Here is a 17,671-nt window from a genome sequence, read left to right on the forward strand (position 1 = left end):
AACTAAGAAAAAACCCCGGCGAGCATCGTTCGCCAGGGGTTTGGACGTTGATGATGGGAATTAAACTTCCACTGCTGCGGCTACAGGAGCAGCCGACACAGGGTAGACGCTCACTTTCTTACGATCGCGGCCTAAACGTTCGAACTTCACAACGCCTTCAACCTTAGCAAAAAGCGTGTCGTCCGAGCCGATTCCCACATTGTTGCCCGGGTGAATTTTCGTTCCGCGTTGACGAACGAGGATGCTTCCTGCCGTCACTTTTTGACCGTCGGCACGCTTAACGCCAAGGCGCTTCGCAATACTGTCACGGCCGTTCTTCGTGGAACCTACACCCTTTTTGGATGCGAACAACTGAAGATTCAATTGCAACATGTCTGTCTACCTCCTTACTCGAATGATGATGTATCTTGCATCGCTATATATGCACCATACGATTGCTCAATAGATCTCAGCATGACAACCATGCTTTCCAGCAAAAGCTGTACTTTTTCGTCGATGTCCGCCTCGAGCTCCGCCGGAATCTTGACTTGAAGCAGTCCGTGCTTCATGCGCGTTCCAAGCTGAATTCCCGTCAGCGTTTCGACGGCGTTTACCGTTCCTACGGTTACGGCAGAGACGCCGGCACAGACAATGTCCTTGCCCGGTTCGTCATATTGCGCATGTCCGTCAACGGTAAAACGTTCAATCCGCCTGCCCGGCCCCCGTGTTATCGCGACCCGAATCATGGCTTCTTACGCTTGGATCTTTTCGATCACAACTTTAGTGTAAGGCTGACGATGGCCTTGCTTACGGCGATAGTTTTTCTTCGCTTTGTATTTGTAAACGATGATTTTTTCGCCTTTGCCATGCTTTTCAACTTTACCCGATACGGAAGCGCCGGAAACTACCGGAGCGCCTACCACCAAACCGTTAGCGCCGGATACGGCCAATACGCGGTCAAATGTCACCGCTTCGCCTTCGCCTGCTTCGAGTTTTTCGATGTAAAGAACATCGCCCTCTTGGACTTTGTACTGTTTACCACCAGTTTCAATAATTGCGTACATTGTTGCACCTCCTCATGTCTCAGACTCGCCTAAAGCCAGGTGGTTTGTCCGAGCTGGACAAACGCTTGGAAACAACCCGCTTCGCGCGGTTACAGCATGCTATAGCAACATACCAAGATATATTATCATAAAATGTAGGCAATATGCAACACTTTATTGACTATAGTCAACAAAACCGCTGCCTCCGCAAGTCGGACACGACTTCAGAGCCGCCGCCTCTTTGCTGTCCCGCACTTTTTTGCGCGTCAACTCCACCAGCCCGAGCTTTGTCCAGCCGACAACGACCGTTTTCGTCCGGTCCTTCTTCGTTTCCCGAATCAGCTCCTCGAGCACCTGCTGGCGGGAGCTTTCCGTTTCCATATCGATGAAGTCGATTATGATCAGTCCGCCGATATCGCGCAGCCTCAGCAATCTCGCAATCTCTCTGGCCGCTTCGAGGTTCGTGTCGAACACCGTCTGCTCCAGATCGATCGAGCCCGTGTACTTACCCGTATTGACGTCAAAGACGGTGAGCGCCTCCGTCCGGTCTACGATCAAATACCCGCCGTTGTCCAGCCAAACCTTGCGTCTGAGTCCTTGCTCGAGCTGCTTCTCCACCCCGTATTCCGCAATCGGATCGGTATGAGGGCGAAACTTGACCCGATCGGCAAGTGCTTCGGAACGCGGGGAGGCAATAAGCCCACGCACCTCCTTCAGCATCTGCTCGGAGCCTACGACCAGCTCTTGCACATCGTCGCGGAACAAATCGCGAAGCAAACGCGGAAGCATTTCCAGATCGCTATAAATTTTACGCGGTACGTCTCCGTCCGATCGGGATATTGTCTCCAACTGCTGCCAACGGATGCGAAGCTCCTCAAGATTGGCCGCAAGCGCCTCTTCCGGCTCTCCGAGAGCTGCCGTACGCACGATGAAGCCTTCCCCGGGCCGCAGATGGCGCTCCGCCATCCGTTTCAACCGGTCGCGGTCGGCGGCGCTGTCGATTTTGCGGGATACGCCGATATAATCGGCGAACGGCATATAGACGCCGAAACGGCCCGGAAGCGAGAAATGCGTCGTCACGCGAGCCCCCTTGGTGCCGACAGGCTCCTTGACGACCTGGACCATAATTTGCTGTCCTACTTTGACCAAATCATGAATGGGCGGCTTTTCCTTCGGCTGCTTATCCATATGAGCCGGCAGCAGATCGTCGATATATAAAAACCCGTTCCGCTCCAGCCCGATATCGACAAAAGCCGATTGCATTCCCTGCAGCACCCGAACCACGCGCCCGATATATATGTTTCCGGCCAATTGCCCCTGATTTCGCTCACCCTTGTAATATTCCACGAGCTTGCCGTTCTCCTGGACGGCTACCTCGGTATGCTCTTCGTTGCGTTTCACCAATATACGTTTCATGTGCAGCAACACCTCGGCCCTATTGTACCACATTCTTTAGGCGAAAAGCTCGGCAAGCGACTTTCCTCTTTTTGTTTCGTCAAAGTAATGAGCGAGCACCGCGTGCTCGGGAACGACATAACGGATGCGCCCTTTGTCGTCCAGCACATAAACCAAATGATACCGGTCGCGCATAAACAACCGGACCACCTCGGTCACTTTACGGTTTCCGGGCACCACGATCGGTCCGGCAAGCTCTCCTGTTCCATCTCTTATATTCTTGAACCGCGCTTCCCGATGCACCAGAAAACGCATGAAGCGGTAAGGCGCGCTGCGCCATTCGTACCAATTGGAATAGAGCAAAAATAGTCCGATCATCAGCCAATTGAGCTGAATGCCGCCTTTTTCCGAGAGCAAGTGCACACCGGCGGCACCGATCAACAGCGCGCTTAGGAGCAGGCTGACCCCAGCTGTCACCTGTATCGTTCGTTGATATGGAAGCCACAGCCCGACCAGCACCTGCATAACCTTGCCTCCGTCCAGCGGCATCACCGGCAGGAGATTGAACAAGGCGATCAGCAAATTCGCCTGTACGAAATAGGAGCCCCATGGCTCGGAAAACAGACCGACCGTAGTCAAAAGTGAGCCGACCACCATCATCCAGACGTTCTGCAGCGGTCCGGCCAGAGCAACGACAAGTTCCTGAACGGCAGGAACGCCGCCGGGTTCCTCCATCGAGGCGACACCCCCGAAGGGAAGCAGTTGCACCTCCCTGATCCGCCACCCGAAGCTCCGGGCAGCCGCGACGTGTCCGAGCTCGTGAATGAGAACGATTCCGAACAGCGTTGCCGTTTCAATAAAATATCCCGTCCATACGGATAGCAGCAGCAGGATCGAAAACAGCGGATGAAACCGGTAGCGAATGCCAAACCATTCATTCCACGGTCTGCCTCTCCTCAGTCTAATCAAATGAAATCACGTCCATCGGATTGACAGGCTTACCGTTCTTCGAAACGGCAAAAAAGAGCGTTCCCGCTCCCTGCCCCCCTGCGGGTTCCGCTACCGTACCAATCGACTCTCCTCCTTTAAACCAATCGCCTGTCTGCACTTTCCCCGGCTCCAAATGCCCATATATCGACTCCATACCGTCGGCATGACGAAGCACCACGGCAAATCCGATATCGTCTTTCGGACCGGCAAACGTGACCAGCCCCGTATCGATAGTCGCCACGGGCGAGCCCGCCGCCGCTTCTACAAGCACCCCGCCTTGTAAAGGCGTAAACGGAGCGATGAGCTTTCCGGCAACTGGCGGAAAGTAATGCTTCGATACAATAGCGACCTTCTGAGCCTCCGTGTGCTTCGCAGGGTTCATTGCCGGAAGAAACGACGGTGCGCTGCCGAACTTACTCTCGTACCATGAGGCAAGCGCAACCATATCGAACGACTCGGTTAAAGCGGCGGTTACCCACTGCTTGCCCTTGTTCGCCCAAGGACGGTCGAGAAGAAACATGCCCCATACGGCAGCAAACAGCATCCCGCTAATCAGCAGCCGGACCGCAAGCCGTCCGGTGCGGGGGCCCGGACGAAAAAACGATCCGCCGTCGTCCTCCCGGCCCATGCGGGACAGTTCCCGCTGCCATTTGCGGTTCCATTCCTCCTCCGGGTCGGCGGAAACGTATAAGTCCGGGCCGGGCGGCCCCTCTTGTCGGGAATAAGGCCCGGGCAATCCGCGCGGATCGTCGGATCGGATTCTCCATTCACCCTCTATGCCCAAGCGATCCCGGTCCCATTCCCATTCGCAAATCTCTCCTCCAGACGGAAATTCGATGTGCGCATATTCCGTGTTTCTGCCTGGTCGGCGGCCTCCGCCTTCCTGCAGCTTGCGTATTTTTTCGGACCGGCGTTCCCGGACGTTTTTTCTCGTTTCCATCCCCGTGCCCCTCCCGCATTCAAGCTATACTCCATCCTATGAGCTTGTACCCGCAAATATACGGACAAGGAGCAGGGACGAACGGATTCGGTGCCGCTGCAACTATAAACAAAAAAGCACCCTTCGGCGGGTGCTTCACTTGGCTTCGTATCATTTTTGTTCACTCGTCCTCAAGCAGCTTGTCATCATGCAGCCGCACGCTCATGACGAGTCCCATCGCAATCATGTTGATCAGCAGCGAGGTTCCCCCGTAACTGATGAACGGCAGCGTTATACCGGTTACGGGCATAATGCCGATCCACATGCTGATGTTTTCGAAAATTTGGAAAACCATCATCGAGACGATACCGATAATAATGTAGGTACCGGCGAGGTGGTTGCAATAAATCGAGATGAGAATCATGCGGTAAATCAATACAAAATACAACAGCAGCAAAACGGAAGCTCCGACAAAACCAAACTCTTCGCCGACAACTACGAATATGGCATCCGTGTAAACGACGGGAATCCGGTTGCTGTGAATGGAAGATCCGTTCAAATACCCTTCCCCGATCAGCGAGCCCGAGCCGATGGCGCGGATGGCGTTGTCCACCTGCCATTTGTCGTCCTTGCTGGCCGTTTCCGGACTAATAAACGTATTGATGCGGTCCATCCAGTGGGTCGGCCATTTTTTGGCCTGGAAGAACTGCTGAATATCCGTATGATAATGCTGAAACAAATATAAAAACAAATAGGCAGCCCCGGCAATGACCAGTGCCCCAATCAGCAAGTAGCTTAGCCTCATGTTGCCGATCCAGTACATTCCGCACAAGATGACAACCAAAATCATCGCATTTCCAAGGTCCGGCTGGACCGCGACCAGAACAACGGGGATGAATGTAATCAAGCCGACGGGAACGACATCCTGAAGCAGCTCAAGCGGCTCCCCTTTGCGCCTGGCAATGAACATCGCCAAGGTTAGAATCAAAATAATTTTGAATAACTCCACGGGCTGAAAGTCAAGCTTGACGATCGGAAGGGAAAACCAGCCTCTCGCCCCGCCGATCTTTTCGCCGAACAATAGAACGGCAATGAGAAGAAATACGCCGAATCCGTATAAATAAAAGGAGACTTTGGTAAGTATCCTGTAGTCGATCAAGGTCGTAACCAAAAAAGCAATAATGGATACGATGTAAATCACGATTATTTTTTTCGGTTCAAACGTAATGACTCTTGAGTTTAGCGTCGCGCTGTACACGAGCATCGTGCTGATGACCATGAAGGCGAGAAGTATGACTACGATGGGCACATCGATTTTTTTCAGCTTGTGCAGCACCTGACGTTCATCCTATTCCGAGAAACTTTTTCATTTTATTCAATACCCCGGTCTTCTCTTCCATGGGCATCAGCGGTACCGAATCGCCAAGCATCCGCCGGGCGATATTGCGGTAAGCGATCGCTGCGCGCGAATTCGGATTCATCACGGTAGGCTCTCCGATATTCGCCGCTTTAATGACATACTCGTCATCGGGAACGATACCAAGCAAATCGATGGCAAGGACAGAGCAAATTTCGTCGATATCGAGCATCTCGCCTTTTTTGACCATGTTCGGACGAATGCGGTTGATCACGAGCTTCGGCGACTCGACATTCGGCTCTTTTTCCAAAAGACCGATGATGCGGTCGGCATCCCGTACGGCGGCGTTCTCCGGCGTTGTGACGACGATCGCTTTGTCTGCGCCGGCTACCGCATTCTTGAAGCCCTGCTCGATTCCGGCCGGACAATCGATAATCACAAAGTCGAAATCGCGCTTGAGCTCAACCACAATTTGCCGAACCGATTCCGGCGAAATGGCGTGCTTGTCTTTCGTCTGGGCGGCCGGCAGCATGTACAGCTCGTCGAAGCGCTTATCCTTCACAAGCGCTTGCGGCAGTCGGCATCGTCCTTCGGCGACATCAATCAAGTCGTATATAATACGATTTTCAAGGCCCATCACGACGTCCAAGTTGCGGAGACCGATGTCCGTATCAACCATAACGACCTTTTTCCCCTGCAGCGCCAAAGCCGTTCCGATATTCGCGGACGTCGTCGTTTTGCCGACGCCCCCTTTGCCGGACGTGATAACGATTGCCTCTCCCATAGGTCCCACTCCTTTACCATCAAGCGTGTACATTCAAGCCGAACTTGTGCAAATGATGGATTTTGTCGATTTCCATTTTGCCGTCCTTCACGTAAGCGAATTCCATATACGTATCGAAAGCGTCCCCAAGACCCCATTCGTCGGGAGGACGGCTGATAATTCCCGCGATGCGAAGCTGCGTCGGCCTCATGTGCGAAGCGGCGATAACGGATCTTTCGTCTCCGTCGACCCCCGCATGCGCCATGCCGCGAAGCGAGCCCATCACATATATGCTGCCCGAGCTGATAATAGCTCCGCCCGGGTTAATGTCTCCTAAATATAAAATGTCGCCCTCGTGCGAAAACGTCTGTCCCGAACGGACGATTCCCCGAACGATTTTCACGTCCGGAGTCCCTTGCGGCGCTCGCTCGTGCGAAGGATCCGCCGTCTCTACGGATTGGACAAGCAAGTTGCCCTTTTGGCTGATGATACTGCGCACCAGCTCCCGCTGCTCTTCGGTCACCGCCCGGTTGCCGAGCTTGACGTGCACATGAATGATCGGGCCAGTTAAAATTTGCTGGTGCGTTTTCTCCAGCTTATGTCTCAGCTCGGCGACCACGTCGGAAAACTCGCACGCGTCATCGAGCAAAAACACCAATCCGTCCTTCACACCTTTGATCGTCACATGATGTTTAGCTGCCGCCATAACCGCTCCTACCTCCTAAGCCTATACAATTCGGCTTGGCGCGGGCGTTCTCCTGCTGCCTTGCGTTAAAAAAATTATTCCATTTCCTCGGTCTGCTTCACCGGAAGACTCTCGAAAAGCTTGCGGATCGGCACGTAAATGGCAAGTGCAAACAACAGGTTGATCAGCATGCTCGGCAGCATCTGATGAAGGAATACCCACTCAAGGTTCGTATGTGTGACACGAAACAGCCGGAACAAGCCGTAGATCGCCGTATCGTAAAACAAATTGCCGAGCCCGATCACGACCATGCTGATCACAATGCTCGAATAAATGCGTCCTTGCAGCATCCCGGCCAAATATCCGGCAAGGCCCATTCCGAACGATACAGGTCCGAGCATGGGCGAATGATAGATGAAGTCGTGCAGCATACCAAATACGAGGCCGTAAACAAGCGCCGTATGCCGGTTGATATATAATCCGATAAATAAAACGATAACAAGGACAAAATGCGGGTCCACCTGGACCTTCGATTGCCAGGCGACGGGAACGAGCCAAGGAAGGAGCGTTCCTTCGAGCAGAAACAACACGGAGAGAATTAACCATAACTTTTTATGACTCATGCGGCTCACCTCAACCTTCCGGCACTTCGATCACGAATACTTCGCGAAGATGGTTGAAGGAAGCAAACGGTTCGATAGCCGCAACATGGGTAACGGAATCGCCCTCGTACCGCTCTACCACTTTGCCGATTTCAATGCCGCGCGGGAAGACAAGCCCTTTCCCCGCCGTAATGATCGTGTCCCCGACCTGAAGCTTATCTTGTGGGTCGATCTTTGTCATGATCAGCTTTTGCTTGTCGGGATCGAAGCGCTCGATCATGCCGAACGACTCGTTTTCCTTTCCTTTTACGGTTGCCGATATCGCCTTGGATTCTACGGCTTTGTCATCGATCCCGGTAAGGAGCTGGACATCGGAATAAAAATTGGAAACCGAAATAACGCGGCCAAGCAAGCCTTCGACGGATTGAACGGCCATGTTCGGACGGATACCGTCTTTTTCTCCCAAATTGATCGTAATTGTCTTGTTCGATTGCTGGAACGTCACCACTTCGGCAATCCGGAAGTTATACTTGTTCATCGACTTTTGCCGCTCCGTGAAGCCAAGCATCGCCTGCAGCCGCTCGTTCCGCAGCTCCAAATCATTCAGGCGCGTCGTATCGCGGGCGTATCTGGACAACGTTTCCCGCAGTACCGTATTTTCTTCATGAAGCGTGCGCAGCCGGTTCACATCTTCAAAAACGCCGGCGACAAAGCCGATCGGCTTATAAATCAATCCCTGTGTCCATGCAACGGTATCCTTTATAAATTTCTCCGGCCAAGTTCTATAACCCAGTTGACCGAAGGTTAGCCCCATCAGCGCAATAAAACAGATGAGGCCGAGCATCAGGATCAGCAGTCTTTTATTCCCCAGTAGTTTCAATGGCTACACCTTCCAACCCGAGACAGCGCTTAGCGCCTGGACCTGCTTGTAGGGCCGGTTCTCGTTTTGAACAAATGAATGTTCTCCAGCGCGCGTCCGGTGCCGATAGCCACGCAATCCAAAGGATTCTCGGCGACCAGCACCGGCATGCCGGTTTCGCGGGACAGCAGCTTATCCAGATTGCGGAGCAAGCCCCCGCCGCCGGTCAGCACGATGCCGCGGTCCATAATGTCGGCCGCCAGCTCCGGCGGGCATTTTTCAAGCGTTACCTTGACGGCTTCCACGATGCTGTTCACCGTGTCGGCAAGCGCTTCGGTAATCTCGTCGGACGTCACGGCCATCGTTTTTGGCAAGCCGGACACGAGATCGCGGCCGCGGATTTCAAGACGGGTCGGCGGCTCCAACGGCAGTGCCGAACCGATTTCCATCTTGATCTGCTCCGCCGTGCGCTCGCCGATCATCAAATTGTATGTGCGTTTAATATATTGGATGATCGCTTCATCCATCTCGTCGCCGGCCACGCGGATCGAACGGCTGGTGACGATGCCGCCGAGGGAAATGACGGCAACCTCCGTCGTCCCCCCGCCGATATCCACCACCATGCTGCCAGTCGGCTCCCATACCGGAAGATCGGCGCCGATGGCCGCGGCAAACGGCTCTTCGATCGTATACGCATCGCGAGCGCCGGCTTGGCGCGTCGCATCTTCTACCGCGCGTTTCTCCACAGCGGTAATTCCCGAAGGAACGCACACCATGACGCTCGGGTGACGTTGAAACAAGACGCGCTGCTTCTGCGCTTGACGGAGGAAATATTTGATCATCGTCGACGTGGTCTCGAAATCGGCAATGACGCCGTCCTTCATCGGACGGATCGCGCGGATATTGCCCGGCGTTCTGCCGATCATCTTCTTCGCGTCGTTGCCTACGGCCTCGATCGTTTTCGTATCCGTGCGAATCGCGACGACGGACGGCTCGCGCACGACGATGCCTTTGCCTTTGACGTAAACTAATGTATTTGCGGTTCCCAGGTCGATACCCAAATCTTTTGTGAATCCTCCGAACATGGTTGGTGCTCCCTTCTCTATTTGAGGCGCTGATCACGCGGAATGGTTTGTTTGATGCGGCTTACGAGGAGCTGCCGCACTGCTGCGGCAACGCATTTGCGGCCTGACGGTCAAGGCTCGTCTAATCCCGAACCTCCTGCCGTCCGGCCCGTTTCTTTCATTATATTACATGAATCCAAGCTCCTTCAAACTTATGTAGCGCTTGTCGCCGATGACGATATGATCCAGCACGTCAATCCCGACAATTTCGCCCGCTTGGACTAATCGCTTGGTGATTTCCACGTCCTCCGGACTCGGCGTAGGGTCGCCGCTCGGATGATTATGGGCGCATACGATCGAAGCGCTGCTGCGCTTGATGGCGGCCCGGAACACTTCGCGGGGATGTACGATGGAGGCGTTCAAACTGCCCATCGACAAGGTTTCCTGCCCGATGACGTGATTTTTCGTATTTAAGAACAGGCACACAAAATGCTCTTTCTGCAAATAGCGCAAATCTTCCATCAGCAGCGCAGCGACATCTTGCGGCGAGCGAATCGTAACCGTTTCGTTCATCGTACTTCGCGCCAGCCTTCTCCCGAGCTCGATGCCCGCTTGAATCTGCAGCGCTTTGGCTTCGCCGATGCCTTTAATTTCGGTAAGTTGCTCCATGCTCATGTCCGTTAGCATGCGGAGACCGCCGCATTCGAGAAGCAGTCGCTGGGCAACGTGAACGGCCGATTCCTGATATGTACCGGTGCGGAGCAAAATAGCCAGCAGTTCCGCATTGCTCAGTGCTTGTGCCCCATACAACATCATGCGCTCTCTCGGTCGGTCTTCGCTGGGGACATCGCGCAAGGTCATATTGGGCGATTCCATGCATTCCCTTCTTTCTATGAGATGTCCGAGTCCTCATTATAGCATGATGTTTTGTCAAATGACAGTGACCGACAAAACGTGCCGAATACCGAACTGATGTACGCAGGCCAAGCGGTAAAACCTATATATCTCTTCGGAAACCGGAGTCGATTTCAGTCCCAGGGCCTGTTGGGAAATGATGGTTGAGAGGCACGAAAAGCGCCGGATAAAGGGCGCCTTTCCTGGAGAAGTTTAAGCGATTCGTTGCGGAACGCCCGGAAGGCGTTCGGCTCTACAGTACCCGGATGCCGTGAGCCTCCAGCATCTCGGACAACAGGTACATCGGCAAACCGACTACGGTAAAATAATCGCCGTCGATGTTTTGAATCAAGGTGGAGCCTAAGCCTTGGATGCCGTAAGCTCCCGCTTTATCCATCGGCTCCCCCGTTCGGATGTAATTCCGAATTTGCTCGTCCGTGAGCGGCTTCATGCCAACTTTGGTCACGCTGTGCCCGACGGTCATGCGACAGCTTCCCGTAAAACGGTCGGTCGATGTTGTATAAACCGCTCCGGGAAGACGGGTAACCGAAAGCTCCGTGCCTCCGGCTTCGCCGTTCGGGGCGTTGTCCGCCGTCAGCCCGATACAGGCTATCCCGGTGTATACTTCATGTTCCGTGCCTTGAAGCGCGCTAAGCATCCGGAAAGCGTCCTCTTCGTCCTGCGGCTTGCCGAGCACTTCGCCATGCCAAACGACAATGGTATCCGACCCGATAACGACACCGTCCTTCGGCATGGAATCGTCCGCCTTCAAACGCGAAATTACGGCCAGCGCCTTGCGCCTGGACAGCTCTTCCACGATTTGCGAAGGCGTCAAGCCGGCGTCCGTCGTTTCGTCCGCATCGCTCGCTTGGACGACGAAAGGCAGCTGAAGGAAGCGGATCAGCTCCTGGCGGCGCGGAGAAGATGAAGCCAGTATTAAGGTTTTGGTTGTCGTGAGCGTCATAAACCGGTCCCTCGTTTCGAATTTTGTAAAAGTGGGCCTTTGCCGTCTCCGCCCGCTTCGGTTCTAAAGTTTGCGGTACAGCCAAAAGCCGGCCGCCAGCCCGACGATGCTGATCAGATTCAGCCGAATATGCAGATTCAGGTCGTACCGGATGACCAACAAATCGGCTTTTGGCTGCCAGGTCAGCTCTACGGATTTGGTCAGAAAGGACAAGCCCGCATACGGCGACAGCAGTTGGCCGATAAGCGTTCCGGCGACGAGCCCGAGCAGCAGCATGAGGATGAACGTGAGCGTATTCTTTTTCAAAATATAGGATACCTCTTTCGTAAAAAATGCAATCGGCCGCTTCGAAAATGCCACACGTCATTATACCATAACTCGCGAAGGAACAAGCGGACTTTTCGTTAACAAAGGACTTCTTCACGAAGGAATATTTTACCGCTTACCGGATGCAAGAAGTACCAGTACAATAGAAGCCGGATCAAGGAAGGAGTGGACCGGAAGATGCGAAAGCCATGGATGCGGGCCGCTTTGCTCGCGTTCGCCCTTCTGGTGCTGCCGGGGCATGCCTCGGCTGCGAAAATTGTCGTCGATGCAGGGCATGGGGGCTCCGATTCCGGGGCCATCGGGGTAAATGACCTGCAGGAGAAAACGGTGAATCTGGACATAGCCCGCCGGCTGCGGGATCTGCTTGTCCAGCGGGGCTATGAGGTGGCCATGTCCCGGGATACCGACGATTTTATTTCGCTCAAGGGACGCGTCGACTTCACCAATGGACAGCAGCCCGATCTTTTCGTCTCCGTTCATGCAAATTCGTATTTTAATGCGGGCACACGCGGGGCCATGGTGCTTTATTATGACGATGCCTCCCCTCAGAGCAGCTACCCTGCCAGCGAAGAGATGAAGGCGCTCACACCCGAGAGCCGCAAGCTGGCGCAGCAGGTGCTGGACGCCTTCGTCCAAACGACAGGGCTGGAAAACAAGGGGCTTGTTCCCAGTGCGGTATATGTCGTGCGGATGGGAACGGTTCCGAGCATTCTCGTGGAGACGGCGTTCCTCTCGAACGCAGAGGATGCGGAGCTGCTGGCCAGCAACTCGATGCGCCAGACGATGGCGCTCGGTATTGCCCGCGGCATTGAAGCGTACATATCGCCGCAAAGCAACGTGTTCCCCGATCTCCGGGGACACTGGGCCCGGGACGCCGTCCTGCGGCTGAAAGCGCAAGGCGTGGTTGAAGGCACCGGAGGGCGGTTCGAGCCCGGCCGGATGCTGACGAGAGCGGAGTGGGCGACGCTGCTCGGCCGGGTATTCGACCTGCCGGCGGCGAAGCCGGCAGGGAGCGCCTGCGCCGGTGACGGCACGGTCACCGGCGGGGTTTACGGCGACGGGAGCTGCGGAGCCGCCGGGGCCGGCGCGGGCGCGTACCGCGACGCGAGCGCGGGGCATTGGGCCTTCGCCGCCCTCGATCGGGCGGTGAAGGCCGGCGTGCTGGAGGGCTACCCCGACGGCACGCTCCGGCCCGACCGGCCCGTGACCCGGGCGGAGGCGGCAGCGATGTTTCAGCGGCTGGCGAAGGCGCCGCAGGTTCCGGGCGAGCAGCTGCCGTTCCGGGACGTGAAGGCAGGCTTCTGGGCCGCGGACGCCATCGCAAGCCTCAAGCGGACCGGATGGATCGACGGCGTGACGGCAGAGCGCTTCGAGCCGGAGCGGATGATCACGCGCGCGGAAGCCGCAGCGCTGGTCGACCGCTACATGGCGAATGCCGCAACGCCGAAGAAAACGGCCCCTGAACAGCCATCATCCGACAAGTAAGCAAGTCCTTTATACCCGCGGAAAAAGCCGTCCGAACCGAATCCGGTCCGGGCGGCTCTTTTCATGCGCCCCCGTCGGCGGATGTCCGCCTGTAGGTTTAAGGAAGCGCAACCGCATGGAGCAATTCCTTCTCCGCCACGACGTACTGCATGGCAGCCGTTTGCGCCTGCCACAGGAAGGCTTGGGACGGGTTCTTCTTGTATTCCTCAAGCGACGCCACAGCCGTATTCAAGGAATTATTCATTTTGGGCAGCGCCTTCTTCCCGGCTTCGCCCAGACCGTCGCTGACAGCTGCAGCCGTCTGAGACCAGCTTTGATGCGTCGTCTTGATCGACTGCAGCGCCTTGTCGTCAAGCGCTTCCGGCTTGGCGTCGGCCGCATGAGCGATCGTTTGCGCCGCGATGAGCTTCACAAGCTTATCCCCTTGCGCTATATAATTGGAAAACACATCGGCTTGCTTGCCGTTCCATTTGACTTTCGTCACCGCCGGCAAATCGAGTGTTTTGACAATCACCTCGATATTTTTTTGCTGATAAGCTTGCGACAGCCCCAGAGCTTCGTCCCGGGTTCCCGCCATTCCCACATAGACCGGGTGCTTGTCTCCCCCATCTACCGCTCCTGCCAATCCTTTCTTGCGAAAATCCGCAGCCGCGGCCTCTGCTCCCTGCGCGCTGCTGAATACCCCGCCTTGCAGAACGGCATATGATTTCGCCGGAATCTGCAACGCCACGCCAATAGCAGAACCGCTCGCCGGGGCGGCCGAAGCCGCGCCGCCCGACTTGGCCGCCGCATCTCCCGTTTTACCGGTCGTCTCTCCCGTAGAAGCGGTCCCGCCGGCCCCGGTTCCCTTTGTCCCTTGCTGGGCCGTCGTCGTGCCGCCCGGGGTTGTTGTTTTGACCGAGTCCGTACCGCCCGAAAACATCGACAAAACCAAAAAACCGAACGCGACGCCCGTTACAACCGCACCGGCGACGGAAGCGGTAATCCGAATCCAAGAGCCGTTACCCGGGGTTCTTCTGAAATAGGCCGATTCCTCCTGTGTATAAGGCCGGTGCGTTCGCTCCATGCCGCCGGTCTGATCCGGCCGCTCGACGTAACCCGTTTCCGGATCGAACGACCGGCCGCCGCCCGTTTCGCGAATCAATTGTTCCACGCGGTGCGTCTCGGTCTCAAAGGAGCTCTGCCAACCACCGAAATCGGTCGTATATTCGTTAAGCGTAGGTCCGGTCCACAGCGGTCCTCTTATTTTTTCAGTCTCTACCTGCGGCTTGTCCCCCTTGTCCGGCTCCTCGCGGCTTTCGTCAACCCGCTGCTCCACGACGGTATATTCTTCTGATCGAAGGGGGATAACCTGCGGCCCGCTTCCCGTTTCCTGCCGTTCTTGCCGCTGCCCGTCCTTGTGGAAACGAAACGTCATCTTGGTCTTGTTCATTGCGCCAACTCTCCCTTGTCCCATTTTCGTATTACTAGACTATGAGAATCGGTCCGCAAATAGAACGGTCGCACGCAAAAAAACCCCGGCTGCGCTGTTCTCAAAAGAACCCGTGTTCCGGAGGTTTTTCGTTTCGTACTGCTAAGCCAAGCGTTTCGTCAATGCCTCGGCAAGACCGGCCGCCGCTTTCCATATGTCTCCAGCGCCCATCGTAATCACCAAATCTCCGGGCTGCACCGACTTCAGCAAATAGGTCTGCACCTGCTCCTTGGTCGGGACATAGCGTACGTTGGCGTTGCTGTTCTGACGAATCAGCTCGACGAGCTTCGCGGAATCGATGCCTTCGATCTGCTTCTCGCCCGCCGGCGAATAGATGTCGGTAATGATCACTTCGTCCGCCTCGGGAAACGCGCGGCTGAACTGCTCGAACAAAAAGTACGTCCGCGTGTAGCGCTGAGGCTGAAATACGGCGACAATCCGTTTACCGGTCGCCTTGGCCGCTTGAATCGTCGCTTCGATTTCGGTCGGATGGTGCGCGTAATCGTCGATCACCAGAATATCGTCGACTTCCCCGAGCACCTGGAAACGCCGCTTGGCCCCCCGAAACTCGGTAATCGCTTCCGCGATCCGGTCGAAGGACACCCCCGCTTCCATGCAAGTAATCAGCGTAGCGAGCGCATTGTAGACGTTGTGCTTGCCCGGTACGGACAGATGAATCGCTCCGAGCGACTCGCCGCCTCGCATCACATCGAAGGATACTTTACGGTCGCCAAGAACGATGTTTCGAGCCGTAAAATCCGCTTCCGCTTCGATCGCATACGTGAGGACCTCGCTATTTACGCTGGAGATCATCTCTTTCAAGTATTGGTCGTCCAAGCAAACGATAGCCTTGCCGTCCTCTTTCACCTGGCTCAAAAACTGCGCATAGGCTTTTTTCAAATTTTCAAAATTGCCGTCGTAGTTTTCCAGATGATCCGCTTCAATATTATTTACCAAGGCAATGGCAGGCTGGTACTGCAAAAACGAACCGTCGCTCTCGTCCGCTTCCGCGACGACCCAATCGCCTTTGCCCGCCTTGGCGTTGCTTCCCACGTTCATAATTTCCCCGCCGATGATGAAGGTTGGGTCCAAGCTGCAGCGCTCAAGTACGAGCGCGATCATCGACGACGTAGTCGTCTTTCCGTGCGCGCCCGCAACCGCGATGCCTTTTTTGGCGTTCATCAGTCTCGCCAGCATTTGCGAACGGTGCAGCATCGGAATGTTCAGTTCCTCCGCCGCCACCATTTCGACATTATCCTTGGCCAAAGCCGTGGAATATACGACGACGTCCGCGCCTTTCACATTTTGCGCCTCGTGCCCGATGAACACTTGCGCCCCTTTGGCCGCAAGCTTCTCCGTCAGCTCCTGCTGCGCCAAATCGGATCCCGAAACTTGGTAGCCCATTTCCAGCATCACCTTGGCAATGGCACTCATACCGTACCCGCCGATGCCGATAAAATGGATATGCTCCGATGTATTCACGCCTGCGTTCACCAGCCTTTTTCAGAATCGGATTGATGCTTGATCCAGGAACGGACGTCCCCTATTAAATATAACGTGCCGGAGACGACAGCCAGGTCGTCCTGTGCCGTCATGCTTTTAAGCCGCTCCAGCCCCGTCTTCCAATCGGGTTCCACGATCACTTCCACGTCGTGCCTCCCGCACTCCGCCAGAAGCGACTTGGCCAGTCCGGCCAGATCTTCGGCAGCGGCCTTTTTCAGCCAATTCGGCTCGGTTAGGATAAGCGTATCCACTATTGGTAGTATATGCCTCAAATAGCCCGTATGATTCTTGTTCGTCAGCATTCCCATCATAAAATGGATCCTATTGTACGAATACGTCTCCTTCAGCGCAGCGGCAAGCGACTCGGCCCCCTCGGGGTTGTGCGCGCCGTCGATCAGAATGCGCGGCTCCTGCGATACCATCTCCAGCCGCCCCGGCCACTGCGCCGCTTTCATGGCGCGAAGCAAATCCTCGTCTTCTACGATCAGCGCATAATATTGCCGCAGCACCTCAAGCGTCATTAACGCGACTGCCGCGTTTTTCAGCTGGTGCGGTCCGTTCATGGAGATGGCAACGTCCGGAATGTCCCGGAACGTGCCGGTAAACCGGAACGTCTGCTCGTTTTCCTTGGTCGAGACCGTTTCATAACGGAACTCCCGGCCAAGCAAATAAAGCGTGCTGTTCTTGGCCTTCGCCGCATCCTCGACGATCCGGACGACCTCCGGCTGCTCCACGGCGCTTACGACCGGGACGCCCGCCTTAATAATGGCCGCTTTCTCCGCTGCGATTTTTTCCAGCGTATCGCCGAGAAACTCCATATGGTCATGACCGATATTCGTAATGACGGAGACAAGCGGCGTCACGATATTCGTCGAATCCAATCGTCCGCCGAGCCCCGTTTCCCAAACGACGAAGTCGGGATAAGCAGTACGGGCAAAATACTCGATCGCGACAACGGTCGAGATCTCGAACATCGACGGCTGCCCGAACTCCTCCGCAACCTGATCGACGAACGGTTTGATTTTATTGATCACCTTCAGCAGGTCTTCGTCCGGGATGTTGACCCCGTTGAGACGAATGCGCTCGTTGTAGCTTTCAATGTAAGGAGAAGTAAATGTTCCCACATCATAGCCGCATGTGCGGATTACTTCGGTCAAATAGGCGCAAACCGATCCCTTGCCGTTCGTACCGGCGACATGAATAAACTTGAGACGCCGGTGGGGATGGTCGAGCAGCTCCATGAGCCGCTCCATCCTCTCCAGTCCCGGCTTGATTCCCGCCAGAGGAATAAACCGGACAACCCAGTCTATCGCCTCCCGGGCCGTCCGGAACGGCCCTTCGTTAACGCTTAGCTGTGCTTCGCTCATGATG

19 protein-coding genes and 1 other annotated feature are annotated in these 17,671 nt (G+C 55.4%); of the genes, 1 reads left to right on the forward strand and 18 read right to left on the reverse strand.

What is annotated here, in order from left to right; translation table 11 throughout:
* Positions 1-60 precede the first annotated feature (60 nt).
* The 15 genes from rpmA to QMG93_RS13165 all read right to left on the reverse strand — a co-directional run bounded on the left by rpmA (position 61) and on the right by QMG93_RS13165 (position 11,820).
* Positions 61-372: a 50S ribosomal protein L27 gene (gene rpmA / locus QMG93_RS13095; RefSeq protein ID WP_010498641.1), complete on the reverse strand. Its 312-nt coding sequence runs from the start codon at positions 370-372 to the stop codon at positions 61-63.
* 14 nt (positions 373-386) lie between these two features.
* On the reverse strand, positions 387-725 hold the full coding sequence (locus QMG93_RS13100) for a ribosomal-processing cysteine protease Prp (protein ID WP_281937076.1): 339 nt from the start codon (positions 723-725) through the stop codon (positions 387-389).
* A 6-nt stretch (positions 726-731) separates the two neighbouring features.
* The gene (gene rplU, locus QMG93_RS13105; RefSeq protein WP_010498637.1) at positions 732-1,043 is read right to left on the reverse strand and encodes a 50S ribosomal protein L21; all 312 of its coding nucleotides are present in this window, start codon (positions 1,041-1,043) and stop codon (positions 732-734) included.
* Positions 1,044-1,054: 11 nt separating this feature from the next.
* Positions 1,055-1,144, reverse strand: a sequence feature (ribosomal protein L21 leader region).
* Positions 1,145-1,196: 52 nt separating this feature from the next.
* Positions 1,197-2,438: an Rne/Rng family ribonuclease gene (locus tag QMG93_RS13110; RefSeq protein WP_281937079.1), complete on the reverse strand. Its 1,242-nt coding sequence runs from the start codon at positions 2,436-2,438 to the stop codon at positions 1,197-1,199.
* Positions 2,439-2,474: 36 nt separating this feature from the next.
* Complete coding sequence (locus tag QMG93_RS13115) at positions 2,475-3,386, reverse strand: site-2 protease family protein (protein ID WP_281937081.1); 912 nt, start codon at positions 3,384-3,386, stop codon at positions 2,475-2,477.
* Complete coding sequence (locus QMG93_RS13120; protein WP_281937083.1) at positions 3,379-4,347, reverse strand: peptidoglycan DD-metalloendopeptidase family protein; 969 nt, start codon at positions 4,345-4,347, stop codon at positions 3,379-3,381. Before QMG93_RS13120 ends, QMG93_RS13115 begins: the two co-directional genes overlap by 8 nt.
* 160 nt (positions 4,348-4,507) lie before the next feature.
* On the reverse strand, positions 4,508-5,662 hold the full coding sequence (locus QMG93_RS13125; RefSeq protein ID WP_281937085.1) for an FtsW/RodA/SpoVE family cell cycle protein: 1,155 nt from the start codon (positions 5,660-5,662) through the stop codon (positions 4,508-4,510).
* A 7-nt stretch (positions 5,663-5,669) separates the two neighbouring features.
* Positions 5,670-6,467: a septum site-determining protein MinD gene (minD, locus tag QMG93_RS13130; protein WP_010498631.1), complete on the reverse strand. Its 798-nt coding sequence runs from the start codon at positions 6,465-6,467 to the stop codon at positions 5,670-5,672.
* Positions 6,468-6,486: 19 nt separating this feature from the next.
* Entirely contained in the window at positions 6,487-7,152 is a 666-nt protein-coding gene (minC, locus tag QMG93_RS13135) for a septum site-determining protein MinC (protein WP_036690573.1), read from the reverse strand.
* Between the two features lie 74 nt (positions 7,153-7,226).
* Positions 7,227-7,754 carry a rod shape-determining protein MreD gene (gene mreD / locus QMG93_RS13140; RefSeq protein WP_281937090.1) on the reverse strand — a complete coding sequence of 176 codons (528 nt, stop codon included), beginning with the start codon at positions 7,752-7,754 and terminating at the stop codon, positions 7,227-7,229.
* Positions 7,755-7,764: 10 nt separating this feature from the next.
* Positions 7,765-8,613: a rod shape-determining protein MreC gene (gene mreC, locus QMG93_RS13145; protein ID WP_281937092.1), complete on the reverse strand. Its 849-nt coding sequence runs from the start codon at positions 8,611-8,613 to the stop codon at positions 7,765-7,767.
* A gap of 29 nt (positions 8,614-8,642) precedes the next feature.
* Entirely contained in the window at positions 8,643-9,677 is a 1,035-nt protein-coding gene (locus QMG93_RS13150) for a rod shape-determining protein (protein WP_216795535.1), read from the reverse strand.
* Positions 9,678-9,842: 165 nt separating this feature from the next.
* The gene (gene radC / locus QMG93_RS13155) at positions 9,843-10,532 is read right to left on the reverse strand and encodes a RadC family protein (protein WP_281937094.1); all 690 of its coding nucleotides are present in this window, start codon (positions 10,530-10,532) and stop codon (positions 9,843-9,845) included.
* A 271-nt stretch (positions 10,533-10,803) separates the two neighbouring features.
* Entirely contained in the window at positions 10,804-11,514 is a 711-nt protein-coding gene (locus QMG93_RS13160) for a Maf family protein (RefSeq protein ID WP_281937096.1), read from the reverse strand.
* A 63-nt stretch (positions 11,515-11,577) separates the two neighbouring features.
* The gene (locus QMG93_RS13165; RefSeq protein ID WP_054975041.1) at positions 11,578-11,820 is read right to left on the reverse strand and encodes a DUF4321 domain-containing protein; all 243 of its coding nucleotides are present in this window, start codon (positions 11,818-11,820) and stop codon (positions 11,578-11,580) included.
* A gap of 198 nt (positions 11,821-12,018) precedes the next feature.
* Here QMG93_RS13165 and QMG93_RS13170 point away from each other — a divergent pair, with 198 nt between their 5' ends.
* A complete protein-coding gene (locus QMG93_RS13170) occupies positions 12,019-13,326 on the forward strand; it encodes an N-acetylmuramoyl-L-alanine amidase (protein WP_281937099.1) in 1,308 nt (435 codons plus the stop codon).
* Positions 13,327-13,423: 97 nt separating this feature from the next.
* On the opposite strand, the gene QMG93_RS13175 is transcribed toward QMG93_RS13170, so the two are convergent.
* The 3 genes from QMG93_RS13175 to QMG93_RS13185 form a co-directional block, all read right to left on the reverse strand.
* Positions 13,424-14,758, reverse strand: a complete 1,335-nt coding sequence (locus QMG93_RS13175) for a hypothetical protein (protein ID WP_281937101.1) — start codon at positions 14,756-14,758, stop codon at positions 13,424-13,426.
* Between the two features lie 141 nt (positions 14,759-14,899).
* A complete protein-coding gene (gene murC, locus QMG93_RS13180) occupies positions 14,900-16,279 on the reverse strand; it encodes a UDP-N-acetylmuramate--L-alanine ligase (protein WP_281937102.1) in 1,380 nt (459 codons plus the stop codon).
* An 8-nt stretch (positions 16,280-16,287) separates the two neighbouring features.
* The gene (locus tag QMG93_RS13185; RefSeq protein WP_281937104.1) at positions 16,288-17,667 is read right to left on the reverse strand and encodes a bifunctional folylpolyglutamate synthase/dihydrofolate synthase; all 1,380 of its coding nucleotides are present in this window, start codon (positions 17,665-17,667) and stop codon (positions 16,288-16,290) included.
* Between the last annotated feature and the right edge of the window lie 4 nt (positions 17,668-17,671).

This window comes from Paenibacillus tyrphae (assembly GCF_027925525.1).
GTDB classification, from domain to species: Bacteria; Bacillota; Bacilli; order Paenibacillales; family NBRC-103111; genus Paenibacillus_G; species Paenibacillus_G tyrfis_B.